A 22,332-nucleotide genomic window follows, 5' to 3' on the forward strand; every position below is an offset into this window, starting at 1 on the left:
ACAACTCAAATGAAGTTCATCACGGCACAGTCACACTGTGCCTCCACCGCTGACGCGGCTCAGGAGATCATCAGCGATTTATTAGAGCATACGGCCTCCCTGCCGTCTCTGTTGTTGGTCTATTTTTCTGCGCTTCACTCCTCAGAGATACTACAAAACCGCCTGTCTCTGGCATTTCCTGACGTACCCATGCTGGGTTGTAGTTCATGTCGCGCCGTGCAGACCGGGCAGGACGAGGGGGCGCCGGTTGCGGTTGCGGCCTTTTACGATTCGCGGGGCGCCTATGGGGTCGCGGGCTCGATGGAGCCCGATGCTCATCAACTGCTCAAGGAGGCAATGCGGCGTTGCGACCGTCCTGGCGAGTTGCCACACATGGTGTTGCTGCACGCAAGCCCTGGTCTGGAAGAGACCCTGCTGGCCCAGATCGATGCCGAGCTGGGCCATAGCGTGCCGGTGATTGGTGGCTCGGCGGCCGATGAGGCGGTGCAGGGGCAATGGCAGCTCTGCTGGAGTGATGGCGCCATGGGGGAGGGGGCGGCGCTGGCCGTGCTCTACCCCGACTGTGAGCTCGCCTTTCAGTTTCACTCCGGCTACATGCCAACTCGCAATCACGCCGTCGTGACCGAGGCTGAGGGGCGAGAGGTGATCAGCCTCGATGGGCGTCCGGCCGCCGATCTCTATCAGGAGTGGCTGGGGATATCGCTCCCCAATGGCCCGATCCTGCGTGAGACCACCCTGGCCCCGCTGGCACGGGTGGTGGGGGCCATGTATGAGGTTCCCTACTACAAGCTCTCCCATCCAGAGTCGATTACCAAGCGCCGTGGTTTGCGTCTGTTCACCCGCATTGAGCAGGGGGAGACCCTCTGGTTGATGCAGGGCAGCGCCGAGGGGCTGTTACAGCGCAGTTTGCTGGCGGCCAGGGTCGAGCCCGCCTATGGCATGCCATCAAGCCTTGAGCCGTTTGGTGCCCTGGTGGTGTTCTGCGCCGGCTGCCGGCTGGCGCTTTCGGAGCGCCTTGACGAGTTATCGCTGCAATTTCGTCAGCGGCTGGGTGGGATCCCCTACGTCATGCCATTCACTTTCGGGGAGCAGGGGCGTTTGCCGCAAGGGGAGATCACCCACGGTAACTTAATGATTTCCAGCGTGATCTTCTGCAGCGGGGAGCGCTTGAATGACCAATGAGCAGGAGGGGCACAGTCTGGAGTCACTGGGGGCCCGATTACAGTCGACCCTGGCCGAATTGGCTCGCAGTCAGGGGCGCGAGGCCCACTATCGGCACGAATCGGATACGCTGCTGCGTGGCATCGCAACGCTGGCCGAGGCAAAGACCCTCGATGAGGTGCTGCTCGGTCTTATCAAGGTGCTGCAACCCTTCATCGGCTTTGAGGCGGCCTTGGTGGTCGGCGCCCAGCCGCAGCGCGGTACCACGCTGCTTTGCAGTTGCAACGAGGTGCAGCCCTACCAATGGCCATGGGGACGGGCCTTCGAACGGGCGCTGGCAGGGGAGACCCTGATCCTCTATGAGCCGGCGTTATTGCCCGATTTTGCTCCCGTAGCTCACTCCCCCCTGTGGCGTAGCGTGTTGCTGACCGGCCTCAAGGCCCCCGGATTTAGCGGTGTGCTGGTGTGCCGTCACAGCCAGCAGCGGGGGCTGGATCTCGACAGCAAGACGGCGCTGCAACGCTGTCGGCCGCTGATCTCCCAAGCGCTGGTCAACCTCGCCTACCGGGCTCGGCTCGAGCAGCAGGTGGAACTACGGACCGAGGCGCTGCATGCCAGTGAGCAGCGCTTTCGCCATTTTGCAGCCATGGCGTCCGACTGGTTCTGGGAGTGTGATGAGCGCTTTTGTATCAGCTATGTCTCGGCGCCGGATCGGGCCAATGGTGAGCTGAGCCAGCGTCTGCTCGGACGCAGTCTGCTGACGCTCGAATGGCTGCAACTCCATGATACGGAAGACTTTCGTCCTGCGTTGTGTGCTCAGCAGCCCCTACGTCGGTTGCGTACAGCGGTGCGCCGACGCGGTGAACTGCTGTGGCTGGAGGTCAATGCTGACCCCTGCTTCTCGAGTGATGGAGCCTTTACCGGTTATCACGGCACGGCGCGCGATATTGGCGATCTGATCCGCCGTGAGCAGGAGCTGGCCAAGGCGCGCGATCTGGCTCAGGCCGCCAGCCAGGCCAAGTCGCGTTTTCTGGCCATGATCACCCATGAGCTGCGTTCCCCTATGAATGCCGTGTTAGGGACGCTGGATCTGCTGCAACACGCGCCGCTTGAGGAGCAGCAACACGCCTTGCTGGGGCATGCCACCCACGCGGCCCGCATGTTGCAAACGGTCATCGACGATGTGCTCGATTATTCCAAGATTGAGTCGGGGACGCTCTCATTGCGTCGTGAGCCTTTCAGCCCGGTCACACTCTGTCAGGCCCTGCTTGAGCCTCTCTATCCGGAGGCGCAGCGGCGTGATCTGCAATTGGTGCTGCAATTGGACTCCGACGTGCCTGAAACCCTGCTCGGGGATCCGGTGCGCCTCTCCCAGATCATCGGCAACCTGCTCGGCAATGCCATGAAGTTCACCCCCGACGGTGAGGTGCGGCTGCATCTCGGTTGGTCGTCCCAGTTGTTGATCGAAGTGTATGACAGCGGCATTGGCATCACGCCGGTGGATCTGGAGCGGGTGTTTGAACCCTTTGTCCAGGGGGACAGCTCGGCCACCCGCAGCTTCTCGGGGGCCGGCCTCGGGCTCGCTATCTGTCGGCGCCTCACGACCCTGATGGGCGGTGAGATTGGGGCCGACAGCGAGCAGGGGAAGGGGAGCCGCTTTTGGTGCCGCCTGCCGCTTTCGCTCCCCCAGAGCCCGCTGCAGGCACCACAGATCAAGCCGCTGCGAGCGCCCATGCCCCTTTCGGTGCTGGTGGTGGATGACAGCGAGGTCAATCGCATGGTGGTGTCACTCATGTTGCAGCGGCTGGTTCAGGAGGTGCAGGAGTGCGCTAGCGCCGAAGCGGCATTGGCTCTTGTGATGAACCGGGCACCGGATCTGATCCTGATGGATCTGCGCATGCCGCAGATCGACGGGCTGGAGGCCACTCGCCGTCTGCGTGGGTTGGGTTATAGGGGATGCATCGTGGCGCTGACCGCCAATGCCATGCCAGAAGATCGCGAGCAGGCGCTGGCTGCCGGCATGGATGACTTCATGGCCAAACCCATCAGCCTCGCCCGGCTGCAAGAGTGTTGCGAGCGGCATTTCCCCCAGTGCGCAGGATAAAAAAAAGGCCAACCGGGGAGGTTGACCAATTCTTCAGCATAACTGAAGAGAGCACGGGATAAATCGGGTTGTTCCTACTTGCATGAAAAAGTCATGCCAACTTTTTTTGTCCCTTTTCCCGCCTTGTTTGTCGTTTTTATGAGCGATTCATTGCATTGTGGTAGCGTGTCTTTGTCGCAAATTGCGATGCTTTGCATTCTGCGAGACGATTCTTACGTGACGATCAGCTTGTGCAGAAAGTGGCGGGCCGCTTCACTGCTCTGCTTGGCGATCAGCCCTTGCTTCTCTTGCACCGGCATCGGCAGGATCTCAAGCCAGCGCTGGCACAACCAGGCTGCATCGTCATAGCGCTTGTCCGGGTAAAGCTCATCGAGCTCGGGGTATTGGGCGAACACATCGCGCAGGCGGGTCGCCAACACGGCATCGCTGTCATCCGAGTGGCACTGGGGCCAGTTGGGCAGCAGCTCGACATCGGCCCGCTTGAGCTGACCCCCCTCTTCGTGCAGCTGGTGGATATAGAAGCGCTCCAGCCCCTGCACCGTAATACCGAGCAGGCCATCGTTGAGGGTGTAGAAGTCGATCACCTTGACCCGGGTGCCGATGGGCAGGATCCGCCCCGATTGGCCGGTCACTGTGCTCTCTTCCATTACGATGCCAAACCCTTGATCCTCGATGAAGGACTCCTTGAGCATCTCCAGGTGACGCTGCTCAAACAGACGCAGCGGCAGCTTGCCGCCCGGTAGGATGTGGGAAGGCAAGGGAAACAGGGCGAGTGATTGCTGTGTCATGTTTCATCCTCCGGTCTGGAACTGACTCAAACGGACTTGTGCAGCACTCGTGCCAACTCATGAAAAACGGGCCCGCAGGCCCGTTTATGTCACATCCATCATGCTCAATGACGCTGTTCAAGGTACATCACAGCCGCTTCCACCCGGCTCTGTGCCTGGAGTTTCTTCAGCAGGCTCTTAACGTGTACCTTCACGGTCCCTTCCGAGATATGCAGGGCCGAGGCCACCTGCTTGTTGGAGAGGCCCTTTGCAATTTCACGCAGGATTTGCATTTCGCGACGCGTCAGGCTCTCGAGCTTCTCTTGCAGATGATCCAGCTCGTAGAGGTTTTCCAGATAGGGACGCAGCGGCTCGCTCAAGATCTGCTTGCCACTCATCACCTCTTCGAGCTGGGCCAACAGCATCTCGGGCTCGGTATCCTTGAGCAGGTAACCATCGGCGCCGGCCTTGAGCAGTGCCACCACATCCTGGCGGGCATCGGAGACGGTGAGGATCACCACTCTTGAGGTGATCTCTTCCTCACGCAGTGCCCGCAGGGTATCGAGCCCGGACAGCCCCTTCATGTTGAGATCGAGCAGGATCAAGTCCGGCTCGGACACCTTGGCCTGGGCAATTGCATCCGCGCCGTTGGCAGCTTCGCCGACGACCTCGAAGTTCTCTTCCAGGGCCAGCAGCTGCACTATGCCCTTGCGCATCAGAGGGTGGTCATCAACGACCAGAATGGAATATTTGACGTCGTCCATCAGGCTTCTCTTGTCTGGGTTGTCGGAAAAATGAGGTGCACCCTGGTTCCCTGGGGGCGGTGATCGCCGATGCTGAGCCGGCCGTGCAGCTTGCTGGCCCGCTCGTTCATGATGCTCAGGCCGTAGTGGTTGACGGCCGAGCGGGAGGCGCCTATGCCCACCCCGTCATCGGTAACCTGAACCTCGATAGTACCATCAGGAAGTGTCTGACAGCTAACATCAATCACTTGCGCATTGGCATGCTTGATGGCGTTGAGCACGGCTTCACGGATCAGCTGCAAGATATGGATGTGCTGGCCCGCCTCCAGATCGCTGCTCGACAGGCGGTAATCGAGCCGGATGGTCGCCGATGTCTGAGGGGTCAGCTGCTCGAGCATGACGCCGATGGCCTCGCCGAGATCGGCCTCGGCAATGGAGAGGCGAAAGGTGCCGAGCAGTTCGCGCAGCTGGGTGTAGGCGTTGCCGAGCCCTTCGTCGATCTGCTGCATCACCTGGGCGGTGCGTTCGGTCTGCCCTTTGGCAAATGCGCGCTTGAGCAGGGCCGACTGGATCTTGAGATAAGAGAGGGCCTGCGCCAGTGAGTCGTGCAGCTCACGGGCGATGACGGCGCGCTCTTCCATCAGCAGCAGGCGCTGCTGTTGCAGCAGGGTCTGATCCTTGTGCAGCACCTGGGCGAGCAGCATGGCGAAGTTCTTCATCAGGCGCTGGTCGATCGGGGCATCGCTGATTAGATCGAGGCAACCATACTCCTGCTCGTCCATCTGTAACGGGAACCGCTCCCGTGCCGGCGTCTCTTCGGGCCAGCCGCTGCGCCCGGTGAGGTAGGTGGGAATAGTGTTGTGTTCAAAACGGGTCAGGCGGATATGGGCGATGTGCTGGTGGGCTGCGGCTCGGTCCAGCAGCTTGATCAAGGTGCGTGAGCTGAGGGGGGCCTCGTGCAGCTGCTGGGCCGTGCTGTAGAGAAACGACAGGGTGTCATTGGCCTGTTGCAGCTTGGCGGTCTTTTCCTCGACCTTGTGCTCCAGATCGCGATAGAGCTTGTCGAGCTCGCTCGCCATGGTGGCAAAGGCGCCGGAGAGCTCTCCCAGCTCGTTGGGGGAGCGCGGGGGGAGTTGCAGCAGAAAGTTGCGTTGCTCGACCTGGCGGGCGCAGGCGACCAGCTGATTGAGGGGGGCGACCACCTCGCGCCGGGTGAAGCGCACGGTAAACCAAGCGATGACGATGATGGCAAGCAGGCCAAGCCCCTCGGCGATGGCTAGCATACGCACCTTGAACTCGACGTGAAATTGCATCTGATTGACGAAGTCATCGATGGCGGTGACAAACCGCTCTGTGTTGTCGGAGTAGCGCTCGGGGGTGTCATGCTCGATGTGGCTGCGCATCAGGCGCCACTGGCTGAGCACTTCCCCATAGGTACGGCGCAATGAGGCGGGGGTGATCCAGCGCTGGGTCTCCTGCAACTCTTCGGCATTGAGGGTCTCTTCGAATTGAGCGAGGCGATCGCGTACCGGTTTGCCCTGGCTTATCTCGTACGCCATGCGGTAGGCCTGCATCCGCAGCGAGCCTGACAGATTGATCGCCTTGGCATCGGGCACCGAGTAAAAGAGGGTGATCATGGCCACCAAAGAGATGAGGCTCGCCATAAACAAGATGAGCAGCATGGCGCGGCCGATGGCACTGCTCACCGAGGTAACCTGAAACCATTTTTTCATCGGGATCTCGATTCAATCTGCCGGGGAACTACCCCTTTGGGAACGTGGGCATTGTAACTTAACCTGTGCTAGCATCCGCAAATTCATTGAACTCCGAGCCACCTTGCCTACGTCGGCAGATAGGGGAGGGTGGCCGACAGCTTAGCGCTGTAAGGGTCAGGGAAGAAATGACCTGGCCTCCCGTATTTGGAAAGGTGTTTATGTCGCTGCTTGAAGACGGCCATGCCCGTCGCTTTCACTATCTGCGTCTCTCGGTGACCGATGTGTGCAACTTTCGCTGCACCTACTGTCTGCCGGACGGCTACCGCCCCGAAGGGCGCAAATCCTTTCTTGATCAAGCTGAGATAGCCAGAGTCGTTCGCGCTTTTGCTGCCATGGGCACCCGCAAGGTGCGCCTGACCGGCGGGGAGCCCTCCCTGCGCCGCGATTTTACCGACATCATCCGCATCGTGGCGGCGACGCCCGGCATTGAACAGGTGGCCATGACCACCAACGGTTATCGCCTGCGTGAGCGGGCGGCCGAGTGGCGCGAGGCCGGATTGACCAACCTGAACGTCAGTGTGGACAGTCTGGATGCCCGTCAGTTTCACCGCATCACCGGAGAAGACAAGCTGACCGAGGTGATGGCTGGGATTGATGCGGCGCTGGCCGCCGGGTTTGCGCGGGTCAAAGTCAACGCCGTGTTGCTCAAGGGGCTCAATGACCATGAACTGTCGACCTTTCTCGACTGGATTAAGACGCGCCCCATCGAGCTGCGTTTCATCGAGCTGATGCAAACCGGCGAGATGGAGGCGTTGTTCACCCGTCACCATGCCAGTGGTGAAGTCATCAAGGGGCAACTGTTGGCGGCGGGGTGGGTGCAGCAACTGCGGGCTATCGACGCCGGGCCTGCCCAGGTGTTCCATCATCCCGACTATCTCGGTGGCATCGGCCTCATCATGCCCTATAGCAAGGATTTTTGTGCCGGCTGCAACCGGTTGCGAGTCTCCTCGGTCGGTAAGCTGCACTTGTGCCTGTTTGGTGACGACGGAGTGGCGCTGCGCGATCTGTTAGCGGCCGACGAGCAACAAGAGGCACTGATGGAGCGGGTTCACATGGCGCTTGGTCACAAGTTGGCCAGCCATCGTCTGCATCAGGGTAACAGTGGTACAACTCCCCATCTGGCGTCGCTAGGTGGTTGATTCTTTGCGAGAAGAATTATCAATTGGCGTTTAATTTACCCCTAAGGGGTATAAGCAATGCCTATTTCGCTTGATCCAACGCAAGGTTCCCCCCTATTTATCCCGCCGGTGGTATATGAGACCTTTTTCTCTGCCTGCACTATACCCTTAACAAAAATATGTGCATCCAGAAGCACAATTTCTGTCCCCTCTGGGGACACATTGGGGCCAGTGAGGAAGAGTCATGTCACAGGGAGTCGATCCAACCCGACGTGCATTGCTGCGCGGACGATTTCGACCACAGGCAAAGGTATTGCCCCTGCCATGGGCGCTGCCGTGGACACAATTTAGCGCCGGCTGCACGCGTTGTGATGGCTGCATCAAGGCCTGCCCCGAACAGATCATCGTGCGGGGCGAGGGGGGATTCCCCACCCTAGATTTCACCCGTGGTGAATGCACGTTCTGTGGCCAGTGCGTTGATGTCTGCAATGAGCCTCTTTTTCTCCCCCGCACACTATCTCCCTGGTCGCTTAAAGCCCATATAGGTAGCGGTTGCCTCGCCTTTGGCAAGGTATTCTGCCAATCCTGCCAGGATGCCTGCGAGCTGCGCGCCATCCGTTTTCGACCCGTGGCGGGCGGCATTCCCACTCCGAGTATTGAACCTGCCGACTGCACCGGATGCGGTGCCTGTGTGGCGGGTTGTCCGACCCAGGCCATTACGGTGGCCGATCCCCGTGAGGAGCGACCCTGATGACTCAGGAGAAGCACGACGAATACCACGTCTCCAGTCTGCTGGTGCTGACCCAACCCACCCGACGTCATGAGGTGGCCGGTCAAGTGGCTACACTGGTGGGTGCCGAGGTGCACGCCGTCAGTGACGAGGGCAAGCTGGTGGTGACCCTGGAGGGGGCCCGCCAGAGGGAGATCATTGAAGCCATCGATGCGATCAACGCCATACCAGGCGTGATTTCGGCGGCCCTGATCTACCACCAATTTGACGAACAAAAACCATGTGAGGATCTGTCATGAAGCTGAGCCGACGTGACTTTATGAAGGCCAATGCGGTGGCGGCAGCCGCTGCTGCGGCCGGGATCAGTGCCCCGAGTCTGGCGGCCAACCTGATCACCAGCACCGACAAGACCGCCATCAAGTGGGACAAGGCGCCGTGCCGCTTCTGCGGCACCGGTTGCTCGGTGCTCGTGGGCACCCAGGAGGGTCGCGTCGTTGCCACCCAGGGCGATCCGGATGCCCCGGTCAACCGTGGCCTCAACTGCATCAAGGGGTACTTCCTCTCCAAGATCATGTACGGCCAGGATCGCCTGACCCAACCCATGCTGCGGATGAAGAACGGCCAGTATGATAAGGAAGGGGAGTTCGCCCCCATCAGCTGGGATCAGGCCTTCGACATCATGGCCGAGAAGTTCAAGGCCACCCTGAAAGAGAAGGGGCCGACCGCAGTGGGTATGTTCGGCTCGGGTCAGTGGACCGTGTGGGAAGGCTATGCCGCCGCCAAGCTGTTCAAGGCGGGCCTGCGCACCAACAACCTCGATCCCAACGCCCGTCACTGCATGGCCTCGGCCGTGGTCGGTTTCATGCGCACCTTCGGTATGGATGAGCCCATGGGCTGCTACGACGACATCGAGCAGGCCGATGCCTTCGTGCTGTGGGGCTCCAACATGGCCGAGATGCACCCCATCCTCTGGTCGCGTATCTCCGATCGCCGCCTCTCCAACCCGAACGTGCAGGTGCACGTGCTCTCGACCTTTGAGCACCGCAGCTTCGAGCTGGCCGATAACGCCCTGGTCTTCACCCCGCAAAGTGATTTGGCGATCCTCAACTACATCGCCAACTACATCATCAAGAACGACAAGGTGAACTGGGACTTCGTCAACAAGCACACCCAGTTCAAGAAAGGGGTCACCGACATCGGCTATGGCCTGCGTCCGACCCACCCCTTGCAGCAAAAGGCCAAGAATCCCGACAGCGGCGACTCCACTCCGATGACGTTCGAGGAGTTTGCCAAGTTTGTGGCCGACTACGACGTCGAGAAGGTCTCCAAGCTCTCCGGCGTGCCGGTCGACCGGCTCGAGAAACTGGCCAAAATCTATGCTGACCCGAATGCCAAGGTGGTCTCCTACTGGACCATGGGCTTTAACCAGCACACCCGCGGCGTCTGGGCCAACAACCTCTGCTACAACATCCACCTGCTGACCGGCAAGATCTCCCAGCCGGGATCTGGCCCCTTCTCCCTGACCGGCCAGCCGTCGGCTTGCGGCACCGCCCGCGAAGTGGGCACCTTTGCCCACCGCCTGCCGGCCGACATGGTGGTGACTGACCCTGCCCATCGCGCCATCGCCGAGAAGCTGTGGCAACTGCCCGAGGGAACCATCCCCGAGCAGGTGGGCTATCACGCCGTGCTGCAAGATCGCATGCTCAAAGATGGCAAGCTCAATGCCTACTGGGTGATGTGCAACAACAACATGCAGGCCGGCCCCAATATCAATGAAGAGCGTCTGCCTGGCTATCGCGATCCGCGTAACTTCATCGTGGTCTCCGACCCTTACCCGACTGTCACCGCTCAGGCGGCCGATCTGATCCTGCCCACCGCCATGTGGGTGGAGAAGGAAGGGGCGTACGGCAACGCCGAGCGTCGCACCCAGTTCTGGCATCAGCAGGTGAAGGCGCCGGGTGAGGCGAAATCGGACCTGTGGCAGCTGATGGAGTTCGCCAAGCGTTTCACCGTGGAAGAGGTGTGGCCGGCCGAGCTTATCGCCAAGAATCCTGCGCTCAAGGGCAAGACCCTGTTTGACGTGCTCTACGCCAACGGCGTGGTCAACAAGTTCAAGAAAGAGGAGTGCAAGGGGGCGCTGAACGAAGAGTCCGAACACTTCGGTTTCTACGTGCAAAAGGGCCTGTTCGAGGAGTACGCCAGCTTCGGCCGTGGTCATGGCCACGATCTGGCGCCGTTCGATCAGTACCATGAGGCGCGCGGCCTGCGCTGGCCCGTGGTGGACGGCAAAGAGACCCTGTGGCGCTATCGCGAAGGGTATGACCCCTACGTCAAGAGTGGTGAAGAGGTGCGCTTCTATGGCCGCCCCGATGGTAAGGCGATCATCTTCGCGCTGCCCTACGAGCCGGCGGCCGAAGAGCCGGATGCCGAGTTCGACTTGTGGCTCTCCACCGGTCGCGTACTCGAGCACTGGCACACCGGCACCATGACCCGCCGCGTGCCCGAGCTGTACCGCTCCTTCCCCGATGCGGTGTTGTTCATGCACCCGGACGACGCCAAGGCGCGCAATCTGCGTCGTGGTGATGAGGTGAAGGTGATCTCCCGCCGTGGCGAGGTGAAGACCCGCATCGAGACCCGTGGCCGTAACAAGCCGCCCAAGGGATTGGTGTTCATGCCCTTCTTCGACGCCAGTCAGCTGGTCAACAAGGTCACCCTGGATGCCACCGATCCGCTCTCGAAAGAGACGGATTTCAAGAAGTGTGCCGTCAAGGTGATGAAGGCCTGAGCATGAGGAGAGCAGTGGCATGAGCAGAGTGGTCAGTCGGCGACAGTTTCTCGGTGAGATGGCCAAAGGGGCGTGCGGGGTGGGGCTGCTTGGCCTTGGCCTCGGCGCCCTGGCACGCCAGCAGGCCGAGGCATTGCCGGCCCAGGCTCTGCGCCCGCCCGGAGCTCTGATCGAGGATGAGTTTCTCGGTGCCTGTGTGCGCTGTGGTCTCTGTGTCGAGGCCTGCCCGTATGACACCCTGAAACTCGCCCGCTGGTTCGAGCCGGTGACCACGGGCACCCCTTGGTTTTCGGCCCGCAAGGTGCCGTGCGAGATGTGTGACGACATTCCCTGCGTGGTCGCCTGTCCGAGCGGAGCCCTCGATCCGGCTCTGACCGAGATCGACGACGCGCGCATGGGGGTGGCGGTGCTCATTGACCACGAGACCTGCCTCAACGCGCTCGGTTTGCGCTGCGATGTCTGCTATCGGGTCTGCCCGCTCATCGATCAGGCGATCACCCTCGATCTGCAGCACAACGCTCGTACCGGCAAGCACGCCATCTTTTTGCCCACGGTGCACAGCGATGTCTGCACCGGCTGCGGCAAGTGCGAGCATGCCTGCGTGCTGGAAGAGGCGGCCATCAAGGTGTTGCCGCGTCAGCTGGCCAAAGGGGAGCTGGGGCATCACTACCGGCTCGGTTGGGAAGAGAAAGCCAAGGCGGGCAAGGCGCTGATCGATGAGCCGCTGACCCTGCCCGTACGCAAACCGGAGGGGTTATGAGCAAGGCCATGAGTAAAGCCAGCCGCATTCCCGGCCGCGAAGCGAGCCAGAAGCTGGGGTGGTGGCATGCCCACCGTTTCCTGCTGCTGCGGCGTCTGACCCAGCTGTCGGTGATGGGCTTGTTCCTGCTGGGGCCACTGGCCGGGATCTGGGTGCTCAAAGGCAATCTGTCGAGCTCCGAGCTGCTCGGTGCGGTGCCGCTCACCGATCCCCTGGTGCTGCTACAGACCCTGGCCACCGGCCACTGGCCACTGAATGCGCTGCTCATCGGCAGCGCCATCGTGTTGCTGGGGTACTGGCTGGTCGGGGGGCGGGTGTTCTGCTCCTGGGTCTGCCCGGTGAACCTCATCACCGATGCGGCCGCCTGGCTGCGGATGCGCCTTGGCCTGCGTGCCGGCAGTACGCTCTCCCGGGCGACCCGCTACTGGCTGCTGGCCATGGTGCTGGTGCTGCCTGTGGCGACGGGGTTGCTGGTGTGGGAGTGGGTCAACCCGGTTCCGCTCGTGCTGCGTGGCCTGCTGTTTGGCATGGGGGCGGGGTGGACGCTGCTGCTGGCGCTGCTGCTGTTCGATCTGTTCGTGGTGGAGCGGGGCTGGTGTGGCCACCTCTGTCCGGTGGGTGCCTTCTGGGCCCTGGTCAACCGGGTTGGATTTATCAAGATCTCTGCCAGCGGCCGCGACCGCTGCAGCAACTGTATGGACTGTTATGCCGTCTGCCCCGAGCGGCCGATCCTCAAAGGGCCGGTACATGGTGCCAGACGCGGGCATGGGCCGCTCATCGCCGCCCAGGAGTGCCTCAACTGCGGCCGCTGCATCGATGTGTGCGCGGAGCAGGTTTTCACCCTTTCGGTCGGATTTGCCGTCAAGGCAGACAACATGTCGGAGAAACAACAATGAAAAAGCTGATTGGAGCAATGCTGGCCTGCCTGCTGGCGGGGGGGCTGATGGCTGCTGAAACCCCGGATTTCAATACCGATACCGGTGGACTCAAGTCGGAGCGGGGCATCACGGATCTGGGTAGCGAGGATAATCCTGCGCCGCTCAAGAATTTTCGTAAGGATGGTGACGCCTATGCGCGTCAGTACATGCACCAGCCGCCGATGATCCCCCATGACACCCGCAACTATGAGGTCGACAGCAAGGTCAATAAGTGCCTGGCCTGCCACAGCTTCAAGAACGCCGCCGCCATGAAGGCCCCCAAGATCAGCCCGACCCATTTCGAAACCCGTGACGGCGTGACCCTGGGCGAGGTCTCCCCGCGCCGTTACTTCTGCCTGCAGTGCCACGTGCCCCAGGTGGATGCCAAGCCGCTGGTGGATAACACCTTCAAGCCGGTCGAATCCCTGAACTGAGGAGCCTGAAACGATGAAACTGCCCGGTTTTGTTCAGCGATTGTGGGTGACCTTCAAATCTCCCTCCAAGGCGGCGCTGTGGGTGATCCTGCTGCTTGGCTTCTTTGGTGGTGTCATCTTCTGGGGGGGCTTTAACACCGCCATGGAGGCCTCCAACACCGAGGCCTTCTGCACCGGTTGCCACGAAATGCGTGACAACGTGTTCCAGGAGTACCGCGACACCATCCACTATGCCAACCGCTCCGGTGTGCGCGCCAGTTGCCCGGATTGCCACGTGCCCCATGAGTGGACTTACAAGATCATCCGCAAGGTGCAGGCCTCCAAGGAGTTGTGGGGCAAGCTCACCGGCAAGGTGGACACCCGCGAGAAGTTCGAATCGCATCGGCGCGAGATGGCCGAGCGGGAGTGGAAGCGGATGAAGGACACCGACTCGCGCGAGTGCCGCAACTGCCACAACTTCGAGTACATGGACTTCTCCTTGCAAGGGCAGCGGGCGGCCAAGATGCATGCCACCAATCTGGCCAATGGCGAGAGCACCTGCATCGACTGCCATAAGGGGATTGCCCACCAGTTGCCGGAGATGTCCGGCGTGCCTGGGTTCTAACGCGCAGCGCACTGTGTCACCACAGAGGGCGACGGGCAACCGGCGCCCTCTGTTTTTGTGAGTCATAACAGACAGATAAGATGCCTGTTGTGACAGACACTTAGGGATAGGTCTGATACACTTTCGCGGCCCCGCCGCCATGAGCCAGTGGCCAAGGCAGGGCTTGTCCGTATTCATTTCTCCGGGAGCAAACCGGATCTCAGTAAGGAGCCGCCATGGCCAGGTGTGCCGCGCCCTTTCGCCCTCTCTCTATCGCCGTGCTGACGGTGACCGATTCCCGTACCCTGGAGCAAGACAGCTCCGGAGACTATCTGGCTGACGTCGTGCGCGCTGCCGGCCATCGTCTGGCCGAGCGGGCCCTGCTACCGAACGATCGCTACCGGCTGCGCGCCCTGGTGTCGGCCTGGATCGCCGATCCCGCTATCGAGGCGGTTGTCATCAACGGCGGCACCGGTTTTTATGACCACAACCAGACGCCAGAGGCGATCGCCGTGCTGTTCGATCGCCCGGTCGAGGGGTTTGGCGAGCTGTTTCGCCAGCTCTCGTTTGCCGAGCTCGGCTCGGCCAGCGTGCAAAGCCGCGCCATTGCGGGGCTGGCCAATCGCACGGCCATCTTCTGTCTGCCGGGATCGACCGGCGCCTGCCGTCTCGGTTGGGAGCAGCTGATTGCCCCCCAGCTCGACGCCTCGACCCGTCCCTGCAACTTCGTGAGCCACCTAGGCAAGGAGTCTCAATGAGTGCCGAACTGACCCACCTCAACGCCCGTGGCGAAGCCCACATGGTGGACGTCACCACCAAGGCCGTGACCGAGCGCGAAGCCCGCGCCGAGGCCTTCATCGCCATGGCGCCAGCGACCCTGGCACTGATCCTCTCGGGGGAACACCATAAGGGCGATGTGTTTGCCACCGCCCGCATCGCCGGGGTCATGGCGGCCAAGAAAACCGCCGATCTCATCCCCCTGTGCCACCCGCTGGCGCTGACCAAGGTCGAGGTGGAGATCACTCCCGAGCCGGCCCACAGCCGGGTTCGTATCGAAACCCTGTGCAAACTCGCGGGCAAGACCGGGGTCGAGATGGAGGCACTGACCGCGGCGTCGGTGACGGCGCTGACCATCTATGACATGTGCAAGGCGGTGCAAAAAGACATGGTCATCGGCCCGGTGCGGCTGCTAGAAAAGCGGGGCGGCAAGTCCGGCCACTTCCAGGCGGATATGAACCCCGATCAACACAATGCAGGAGAGGCCTCATGATCCAGGTGCTGTTTTTTGCTCAGGTGCGTGAGCTGGTGGGGTGTGACGCGCTGGCCATGCCGGATGAGTACACCAGCGCCGAGGCGCTGCGCGCCGCACTGGCCGAGCGCGGTGACAAGTGGGCGCTGGCCCTTGAACCCGGCAAGCTGCTGGTGGCGGTCAACCAGACCCTGGTGCCGCTCGATACCCCCATCAAGGGGGGCGATGAGGTGGCCTTCTTCCCGCCGGTGACGGGGGGATGAGCATGGAGCCCCTCATCGTGGTGCAGCGCGAGGATTTCAGCCTCGCCGCCGAATATGAGCGCCTGGCCGCGCGCCGTGACAGCGGCGCCATCGTCACGTTTGTGGGCAAGGTGCGCGACTTCAACCAGGGGGAGCAGGTGGCCGGCTTGTCGCTGGAGCACTACCCCGGCATGACCGAGAAGGCGCTGGCCGCCATCGTGCGCGAGGCCGAAGTGCGCTGGCCATTGCAAGCGTGCACCCTGATCCACCGGGTGGGCGATCTGCTGCTCGGGGATCAAATTGTGCTGGTGGCGGTCAGCTCGGCCCACCGCGAGGCGGCCTTCGCCGCTTGCCACTTCATCATGGATTACTTGAAAACCCGGGCCCCTTTCTGGAAGCGTGAGCTCAGCCACGACGGTCGTCGTTACTGGGTCGAGGCCAAAGAGAGCGACAACGAGGCCGCCGCCCGCTGGCAGGAGTAGCCCTGTGTGGGCGTGAAGGAGAGAAAACGCATGGGACGTCGATATGGATGGGGGCTGGCCCTGCTGCTGGTGATGCCGGCGGTGCAGGCCGACGACATCAAGGTGGCGGTGGCGGCCAACTTCAAGGGCACCCTTGGCAAGATTGCCGAGGCGTTCCAGGCCGAGACCGGCCACTCGGTCACCATCAGCTCGGCCGCCACCGGGGTGCTCTACACCCAGATCCGCCACGGCGCGCCGTTCGATCTCTTTCTCTCGGCCGATGCGGCCACGCCGCAAAAGCTGGAAAAAGAGGGTAAGGGACTGGGGCGCTTTACCTATGCCTACGGCAAGCTGGGACTGTGGCGCAGGGGAGGGCCGGCCCCCGACGAGGCGGCCCTGCGCGCCTGGCGCGGCAATCTGGCCATCGCCAATGCCCGCACCGCCCCCTATGGGGCCGCCGCCATGGCCACCTTGGCGCACCTTAAGATCGCCCCCCAACAGTTTCGGGTGCTGACCGGCAGCAACATCGGCCAGACCTGGCAGTTTGTCGAGAGCGGCAACGCCGAGTATGGCTTCGTCGCCTGGGCCAATCTGGTGGAGGCGGGCAAGAGTGCCGAGGCGTGGGAGGTGCCTGCGGCCTTCTACCCCCCCATCGAGCAGCAGGGGGTGGTGCTCAAGCCGGGCCCGGCGACCGAGGCGCTGGTGGCCTGGTTACAAGGTGAGAAGGGCCACGCCCTCATCGCCGCCGCCGGTTACGGCCTGCCGGCCCGCTGACGCATGCCCAGCGCCGCCGATCTGCTCGCCATCGGGCTGACATTGAAACTCGCCGCCTGCACCACCGGGCTCTTGCTGCTGCTCTCGCCACCGCTTGCCTGGTGGTTGGCGCGCAGCCGTCACTGGGCCCGCCCCGTGGTGGAGGCGCTGGTGGCGCTGCCACTGGTGTTGCCGCCCACCGTGCTGGGCTTTTACCTGCTGCTCGCCTTCTCGCCTGACACCGGTCTTGGGCAGGGGTGGCAGCGCCTGTTTGGCAGCCAGCTGGCGTTTAGCTTCAGCGGGCTGCTCATCGCCTCGCTCATCTATTCGCTCCCCTTCGTGGTGCAGCCGCTCACCTCGGCCTTCGTCAATCTGGGGGATCGCGAGCTGGAAGCCGCCGCCACCCTGGGGCTCGGCCCGGTCGAGCGCTTCATGCGCATCGTGCTGCCGATGACGCTACCGAGTTTTGTGATGGCGGCAGCACTGGGGTTTGCCCACACCCTGGGAGAATTTGGCGTGGTACTGATGATAGGCGGCAACATACCGGGGGAGACCCAGGTGCTCTCCATTGCCCTGTTTGATCACGTCGAGGCGCAAGATTACGGCAACGCCCACCTGCTGGCGGCCGGTCTGCTCGGCGTGGCCATGACGGTGCTCGTTCTGGTGTATGGCGTGTTGCAGCGCCGCCAGCGGAGGCTGCTGGCATGCTGAGTCTCTCGCTGCAACGCCACTTTGGCAGTTGGGATCTCGACTGCTCCCTCGTCTGGCGCGGGGAGGGGATCTGCGGCCTGTTCGGCCCCTCCGGCAGCGGCAAGAGCACCTTGCTGCGCGCCATCGCCGGACTGGATCGGCGCGCAGGCGATCGCCTCACCTGGCGCGGGGCCGAGCTGGGCCCGCTTCCCCCAGAGCGGCGCGCCATCGGTCTGGTGTTTCAGGATGCGCGCCTGTTTAGCCATCTGACGGTGCGCGGCAACCTGCTGCTGGCCGCCGGCAAGGGGCGTGGCCGCTGGCCGATGGAGGCGCTGGCCGAGCGCCTTGGATTTCGCGAGCTACTGGATAAGCCGGCGCCGGCCCTCTCCGGCGGTCAGCGCCAGCGGGTGGCCCTGGCTCGGGCGTTGCTTGCCGAGCCGACCCTGCTGCTGCTCGATGAGCCCTTCTCGGCCCTCGATCGGCGCAGCCGCCTGCACCTTATCCACGAGCTGCAACAGCTGCAACGCGAGAGCGATCTGCCCATGCTCTACGTGACTCACGCCATGGAGGAGGTGAGCATGCTGTGCGACGAGCTGATCCTGATCGAGGAGGGGCGGGCGCTGGCGCAAGGGGGGCCGGATGCGCTGTTTGCCAGGCTCGATCTGCCGCTCGCGGCCCGCGACGATGGCGGGGTGATCCTCTGCGCAACGCTCAAACACTGGTGCCCAGAGGAGCAGATGGCCGAGCTCGATGTCGATGGCCAGTCCCTGTTTGTCACCATGCCGCTGCCCCCGGATGCCCCCGGCCCGGTGCGCATCAAGGTGGCGGCGCGCGACGTGGTGATCGCCACCCGCCCCATCGAGGGCTCGAGCCTCTCCAACTGCCTCTCGACCCGACTGCGCGAGGAGCGCGAGGGGCTGCCGGGTCAGAGCCTGTTGCAGCTCGGCCTCGGCCAGCAGATACTGCTGGCGCGGATCACCCGCCGCTCGAGCCTGCGACTGGCGCTCGAGGGCGGGCAGGAACTCTTTGCCTATATCAAGGCCGTCAGTCTGTTGGGGGAGGCGTAATGCGCCGCAAACGCAAGGAGAGCCGGGTCAAGGGGCTCTATCAGCGCAGCGCGGGGGAGGGCCCGCTGCTGCTGTTTTTGCACGGGCTCGGTTCATCGAGCCTCGATTGGCAGGCTCAGCTTGAGTACTTTTCGCCTCACTACCGGGCGGTGGCACTCGATCTGCGCGGTCACGGTCTGAACGTGCAGGAGGGGGCGCTCGATGTCCCCTCACTGGCCGATGACGTGGTGCATTGGCTTGACGATCAGGCGGGGCAGGTGGTCATCGTCGGCCTCTCGCTGGGGGCCATGGTGGCGCTCGAGGTGGCGCTGGCGCGCCCCTCGCGCGTCGAAGGCATGATGCTGATCAATGGCTTTGCCGAGTTTTCCCTCGACAATGAGGCCGATCGGGCGCGTTTTGCCCAGCGCCTCAAGTGGTTGCGTTGGGTCGGCATGTGGCCGCTCGCCTGGTGGCTCGGGCGCGAGCTGTTTCCCCTGCCCGAGCAGGGGGCGCTGCGTCACACCTTCCGCCAGCGTTTTCGGCGCAACCGCAAACGGGTCTACCGGGCGCTGCTTGAGGCGCTGCCCGGTTGGAGCGTGCGGGCGCGCCTCTCCGGTCTGACCATGCCGGTGGCTCTGGTGTCGAGCACGGTGGATTACCTGCCGCTGGCCAGCCGGGTGGCGCAGTTTGCCTCCTTGCCCGATGGCCGGATCTTCACCCCCGAGGGGCGCCATGCCTGGCCGGCGGAAGATCCGGCGGCCTGCAACCAGCTGCTGGAGCGGTTTCTGACCGACATCCACTACTACTGATGAGACGATGAGGGAGTCAAAACGGCGATGAACGAGCGTCTGTTGACCGGCGTGCTGGTCCTGACCCTGGGGGCCTGCGCCCAGCAGAGTGTGGCCCTGCATCAACAGGGGGGCAGCACCCGGCTGGCCATGAATGAGGGCCCCGTGCTGGATCTTGGGGCGCACTGTGACGGCGGGGTGGAGGTGCAGGCGCACAGCACTCCGGCCGACGGCCTGCTCACCCTGGTGAGCCTTGGCCAATATCACCCTTCCCCCGAGGTGCAGTGCCGCGAGCGCTGAGCCTGTCCCAGCAACGAAGAGCCCGGCGATGCCGGGCTCTTTTTTTGCTCACGGTTTTGCGCCGTGCGTCAGGGCGCCTCGCCGCAGCAGGGGCAGTCGGCGCGTCTTGGCAGGCGCAGGGGGCGAAATTGCCCCGAGAGGCCGTCGATGAGCAGCATGCGGTGGGTGAGCGGCTCGCCGCAGCCGGCCAGGATCTTGATGGCCTCGAGCGCCTGCACGCTGCCGACCAGACCGACCACGGGGGCCAGCACCCCGGCCTCGACGCAGGTGAGGGCCTGCTCGCCGAACAGCTGGCTCAGGCACTCGTAGCAGGGCTCCCCCTCGTGCCAGAGAAAGCTGCACACCTGCCCCTCGAAGCGGATGGCGGCCCCGCTCACCAGCGGCACCCGATGGGCGCGGGCGCGGCGGTTGAGCAGATTGCGGGTGGTCAGGTTGTCGCTGCAATCGAGAATGAGGTGATGGCTGGGTAGCAGGGCATCGAGCAGCGCCGCATCGGCCTGCGCCTGGGTCGCCTCGACCGTCAGATAGGGGTTGAGGGCGCGCAGGGCGGTGGCGGCAGAGATCACCTTGGGTTGGCCGAGACGGGCATCGCAGTGCAGCACCTGGCGCTGTAGGTTGGAGCGCTCCACCACGTCAAAATCCACCAAGGTGAGGTGTCCCACTCCGGCCACCGCCAGGTATTGGGCGGCGGCGCAGCCGAGACCGCCGGCGCCGATCACCAGCACCCTGGCCTGCTTGAGCGCCTCTTGCCCCTCGAAATCAAACGACTTGAGGATGATCTGGCGGTTGTAGCGCAGCAGCTCGTCGTCCGAGAGGATGTCGCTCACAGCAGCAGGCTCCCGAACGGCTCGACCGTCACCGTCTCGCCGGCCTCAACCCGGCCGCGCTCGCGCTCCAGCACTATGTAGCAGTTGGCGCGGGTCAGGGAGCTAAAGACACCCGAGTCCTGGGAGCCGGTGCTGCGCACCACCAGACCGCTGGCGGTGCTCTCGATGATGCCGCGCTGGAAATCGAGGCGCCCCGGCGCCTTCTTGAGGGGCTCGGCGGCGGTGGCCGCAAGGCGCAGCGGCGGGCGCACGCTCTCGCCGGCCAGCACGGCCAGGGCCGGGCGCACCAGCTGATCGAAGGTGACCAGGGCCGAGACCGGGTTGCCCGGCAGGCCGAAGAAGCGGGTCTGGCCGAGGTGGCCGAAGGCAAACGGCTTGCCAGGCTTGATGGCGAGCTTCCAGAAGTCGATTTCGCCCAGCTCTTCGAGCAGCTGCTTGGTGTAGTCGGCCTCGCCGACCGAGACCCCGCCCGAGGTGATCAGGGCATCGGCCTCCTGCTGGGCGCGCAGGAAGGCGGCGCGCAGGGCGTCCGGGACGTCGGGGATGATGCCAAGATCGAGCACCTCAACCTGCAACCGCTCGAGCATGGCGCGCACCCCGTAGCGGTTGGAGTCGTAGATCTCGCCGTGGGCCAGCGGCGTGCCGACCGGCTTGAGTTCATCGCCGGTGCTGAGCAGGGCCACCTTCAGGCGGCGGCGCACGGTGACGGTGGCGATACCGAGGGAGGCAAGCAGCGGCAGCTCGCGCGCGGTGAGGCGCAGGCCGGCGGCGAGCACGGTGGCGCCTTGGGCGATATCCTCGCCGCGGCGGCGCACATGCTGCCCCGGCTGCGCCTTGACCAGAAAGCGCACCCGGTTGCCGTCGGCCTCGGTCTCCTCCTGCATCACCACGCTGTCGGCCCCTTCCGGCAGGGCGGCGCCGGTCATGATGCGCACGCAGTGGCCCGCCTCGCAGGCCGCGCCATAGGCCCCCTCGCAGCCAAGCGGGTGGCCGGCCAGGGCGCGCCCTTGCAGTTGCAGGGTGTCTGTGGCCGCCAGATCGCCGCTGCGCAGGGCATAGCCATCCATCGCCGAGTTGTCGAAGGGGGGCACGTCCATGGGGGAGACGATGGGCTCGGCCAGCACCCGGCCGAGGGCCTGGCCAATGGGCAGCGACTCGGTGCCGGCAACCGGGGAGAGGGCGGCCAGCATGGCGCGCAGGGCATCGTCCAGGGGACGCAGTGAGGAATGACCCATGGGGCCTCCTTGTAGACAGGCACGGGAAAGGGGGAATTATCCCAAAAAAGGGGGCCGATGGGCAGGCTATCGTAGGAGGTAGCCTGCAATCTCCTTGCAATATCCGGCGCTTGCGCTTTTACTAGGCAGCCGGTAGAACCCCCAATCCGTAGAGAGTGAACCATGAGTGATCTGAGCCCACAAGCCCGTCTGGTCCGCGATGCCCTGGTGGCCCAGGGTCTTGAGACCCCGCTGGCCCCCAATGGTCTGAGCCGTGACGAGAAGCGCGAACGGATCGAGGCGCACATGCGCGCCATCATGGAGACGCTCGAGCTGGATCTGCGGGACGACAGCCTGGCCGAAACGCCGCACCGCATCGCCAAGATGTACGTGGGGGAGATCTTCGCCGGGCTCGACTACGCCAGCTTTCCCAAGGTGACGGTGATCGAGAACAAGATGCAGGTGGACGAGATGATCATGGTGCGTGACATCACCCTGACCAGCACCTGCGAGCACCATTTTGTGACCATCGACGGCTTCGCCCACGTGGCCTACATTCCGCGCGGCAAGGTGATCGGCCTCTCCAAGATCAACCGCATCGTGCAGTTCTTCGCCCGTCGCCCGCAGGTGCAGGAGCGCCTCACCCAGCAGGTGCTGCTGGCATTGCAGACCCTGCTCGGCACCCAGGATGTGGCCATCAGCATCACCGCCACCCACTACTGCGTGAAGGCGCGCGGGGTGCAAGATGCCACCTCGGCCACCACCACCACCTCTTTGGGCGGGGTGTTCAAGACCCAACCCGATACCCGGGCCGAGTTTCTCGGCGGCCTGCGCGCCGCACGCTGAGCCTGACCGCCATGAAAAAGCCCCGCACTGCGGGGCTTT

The 22,332-nt window shown here is 63.4% G+C and carries 25 protein-coding genes and 1 riboswitch; of the genes, 20 read left to right on the top strand and 5 right to left on the bottom strand.

Annotated elements, in window-relative coordinates; genetic code table 11:
• The first annotated feature begins 9 nt into the window (after positions 1–9).
• Positions 10–1,182: an FIST signal transduction protein gene (locus BN1134_RS01390; protein ID WP_042044795.1), complete on the top strand. Its 1,173-nt coding sequence runs from the start codon at positions 10–12 to the stop codon at positions 1,180–1,182.
• Entirely contained in the window at positions 1,172–3,265 is a 2,094-nt protein-coding gene (locus BN1134_RS01395; RefSeq protein WP_042044796.1) for an ATP-binding protein, read from the top strand. Before BN1134_RS01390 ends, BN1134_RS01395 begins: the two co-directional genes overlap by 11 nt.
• Before the next feature lie 212 nt (positions 3,266–3,477).
• Here the strand turns inward: BN1134_RS01395 and BN1134_RS01400 are convergent, their stop codons facing one another.
• From BN1134_RS01400 to narQ, 3 genes are all read right to left on the bottom strand, one after another.
• A complete protein-coding gene (locus BN1134_RS01400; protein WP_042044797.1) occupies positions 3,478–4,053 on the bottom strand; it encodes an LON peptidase substrate-binding domain-containing protein in 576 nt (191 codons plus the stop codon).
• 104 nt (positions 4,054–4,157) lie between these two features.
• The gene (gene narL, locus BN1134_RS01405) at positions 4,158–4,796 is read right to left on the bottom strand and encodes a two-component system response regulator NarL (RefSeq protein WP_042044798.1); all 639 of its coding nucleotides are present in this window, start codon (positions 4,794–4,796) and stop codon (positions 4,158–4,160) included.
• Entirely contained in the window at positions 4,796–6,508 is a 1,713-nt protein-coding gene (gene narQ / locus BN1134_RS01410) for a nitrate/nitrite two-component system sensor histidine kinase NarQ (RefSeq protein WP_042044799.1), read from the bottom strand. The genes narL and narQ overlap by 1 nt, the downstream gene beginning before the upstream one ends.
• A 79-nt stretch (positions 6,509–6,587) precedes the next feature.
• Positions 6,588–6,721: riboswitch (molybdenum cofactor riboswitch) on the top strand.
• Here narQ and moaA point away from each other — a divergent pair.
• From moaA to BN1134_RS01490, 17 genes are all read left to right on the top strand, one after another.
• Positions 6,709–7,689, top strand: coding sequence for a GTP 3',8-cyclase MoaA (gene moaA, locus BN1134_RS01415; protein WP_042044801.1), 981 nt, complete (start codon positions 6,709–6,711; stop codon positions 7,687–7,689). Its footprint overlaps the riboswitch before it by 13 nt.
• Before the next feature lie 223 nt (positions 7,690–7,912).
• Entirely contained in the window at positions 7,913–8,419 is a 507-nt protein-coding gene (gene napF, locus BN1134_RS19060) for a ferredoxin-type protein NapF (RefSeq protein ID WP_084214668.1), read from the top strand.
• Entirely contained in the window at positions 8,419–8,697 is a 279-nt protein-coding gene (locus BN1134_RS01420; RefSeq protein ID WP_042044802.1) for a chaperone NapD, read from the top strand. Before napF ends, BN1134_RS01420 begins: the two co-directional genes overlap by 1 nt.
• Positions 8,694–11,183 carry a nitrate reductase catalytic subunit NapA gene (napA, locus tag BN1134_RS01425; protein ID WP_042044803.1) on the top strand — a complete coding sequence of 830 codons (2,490 nt, stop codon included), beginning with the start codon at positions 8,694–8,696 and terminating at the stop codon, positions 11,181–11,183. The genes BN1134_RS01420 and napA overlap by 4 nt, the downstream gene beginning before the upstream one ends.
• Positions 11,184–11,202: 19 nt before the next feature.
• Positions 11,203–11,943, top strand: coding sequence for a ferredoxin-type protein NapG (gene napG / locus BN1134_RS01430; protein ID WP_042044804.1), 741 nt, complete (start codon positions 11,203–11,205; stop codon positions 11,941–11,943).
• Positions 11,944–11,951: 8 nt separating this feature from the next.
• Positions 11,952–12,839 (top strand): quinol dehydrogenase ferredoxin subunit NapH, encoded by an 888-nt coding sequence (napH, locus tag BN1134_RS01435; RefSeq protein WP_042044868.1) that lies wholly within the window; start codon positions 11,952–11,954, stop codon positions 12,837–12,839.
• Positions 12,836–13,294 (top strand): nitrate reductase cytochrome c-type subunit, encoded by a 459-nt coding sequence (locus BN1134_RS01440; RefSeq protein WP_042044805.1) that lies wholly within the window; start codon positions 12,836–12,838, stop codon positions 13,292–13,294. Before napH ends, BN1134_RS01440 begins: the two co-directional genes overlap by 4 nt.
• A 13-nt stretch (positions 13,295–13,307) precedes the next feature.
• Positions 13,308–13,898: a cytochrome c3 family protein gene (locus tag BN1134_RS01445; protein WP_042044807.1), complete on the top strand. Its 591-nt coding sequence runs from the start codon at positions 13,308–13,310 to the stop codon at positions 13,896–13,898.
• Between the two features lie 215 nt (positions 13,899–14,113).
• Positions 14,114–14,635, top strand: a complete 522-nt coding sequence (gene moaB, locus BN1134_RS01450) for a molybdenum cofactor biosynthesis protein B (RefSeq protein ID WP_042044809.1) — start codon at positions 14,114–14,116, stop codon at positions 14,633–14,635.
• On the top strand, positions 14,632–15,147 hold the full coding sequence (moaC, locus tag BN1134_RS01455) for a cyclic pyranopterin monophosphate synthase MoaC (RefSeq protein WP_042044810.1): 516 nt from the start codon (positions 14,632–14,634) through the stop codon (positions 15,145–15,147). The genes moaB and moaC overlap by 4 nt, the downstream gene beginning before the upstream one ends.
• On the top strand, positions 15,144–15,389 hold the full coding sequence (gene moaD / locus BN1134_RS01460) for a molybdopterin synthase sulfur carrier subunit (protein WP_042044811.1): 246 nt from the start codon (positions 15,144–15,146) through the stop codon (positions 15,387–15,389). Before moaC ends, moaD begins: the two co-directional genes overlap by 4 nt.
• Positions 15,390–15,391: 2 nt before the next feature.
• Positions 15,392–15,850, top strand: coding sequence for a molybdopterin synthase catalytic subunit MoaE (moaE, locus tag BN1134_RS01465; protein ID WP_193004517.1), 459 nt, complete (start codon positions 15,392–15,394; stop codon positions 15,848–15,850).
• A gap of 30 nt (positions 15,851–15,880) precedes the next feature.
• Positions 15,881–16,603, top strand: a complete 723-nt coding sequence (gene modA, locus BN1134_RS01470; RefSeq protein WP_042044813.1) for a molybdate ABC transporter substrate-binding protein — start codon at positions 15,881–15,883, stop codon at positions 16,601–16,603.
• A 3-nt stretch (positions 16,604–16,606) separates the two neighbouring features.
• Complete coding sequence (modB, locus tag BN1134_RS01475; RefSeq protein WP_042044814.1) at positions 16,607–17,293, top strand: molybdate ABC transporter permease subunit; 687 nt, start codon at positions 16,607–16,609, stop codon at positions 17,291–17,293.
• Entirely contained in the window at positions 17,287–18,339 is a 1,053-nt protein-coding gene (gene modC / locus BN1134_RS01480; RefSeq protein ID WP_042044816.1) for a molybdenum ABC transporter ATP-binding protein, read from the top strand. Before modB ends, modC begins: the two co-directional genes overlap by 7 nt.
• Positions 18,339–19,127, top strand: a complete 789-nt coding sequence (locus BN1134_RS01485; RefSeq protein ID WP_042044817.1) for an alpha/beta fold hydrolase — start codon at positions 18,339–18,341, stop codon at positions 19,125–19,127. Before modC ends, BN1134_RS01485 begins: the two co-directional genes overlap by 1 nt.
• Positions 19,128–19,154: 27 nt before the next feature.
• Positions 19,155–19,406: a hypothetical protein gene (locus BN1134_RS01490; RefSeq protein ID WP_042044818.1), complete on the top strand. Its 252-nt coding sequence runs from the start codon at positions 19,155–19,157 to the stop codon at positions 19,404–19,406.
• A 68-nt stretch (positions 19,407–19,474) separates the two neighbouring features.
• Here BN1134_RS01490 and BN1134_RS01495 read toward each other — a convergent pair whose 3' ends face one another.
• A complete protein-coding gene (locus BN1134_RS01495) occupies positions 19,475–20,233 on the bottom strand; it encodes a molybdopterin-synthase adenylyltransferase MoeB (RefSeq protein WP_042044819.1) in 759 nt (252 codons plus the stop codon).
• Entirely contained in the window at positions 20,230–21,468 is a 1,239-nt protein-coding gene (gene moeA, locus BN1134_RS01500) for a molybdopterin molybdotransferase MoeA (RefSeq protein ID WP_042044820.1), read from the bottom strand. The genes BN1134_RS01495 and moeA overlap by 4 nt, the downstream gene beginning before the upstream one ends.
• Before the next feature lie 162 nt (positions 21,469–21,630).
• Between moeA and folE the strand changes: the two genes are divergently transcribed.
• On the top strand, positions 21,631–22,293 hold the full coding sequence (gene folE, locus BN1134_RS01505) for a GTP cyclohydrolase I FolE (RefSeq protein ID WP_042044821.1): 663 nt from the start codon (positions 21,631–21,633) through the stop codon (positions 22,291–22,293).
• Positions 22,294–22,332: the final 39 nt, after the last annotated feature.

The sequence above is a fragment of the Aeromonas simiae genome (assembly GCF_000820125.1).
GTDB classification, from domain to species: Bacteria; Pseudomonadota; Gammaproteobacteria; order Enterobacterales; family Aeromonadaceae; genus Aeromonas; species Aeromonas simiae.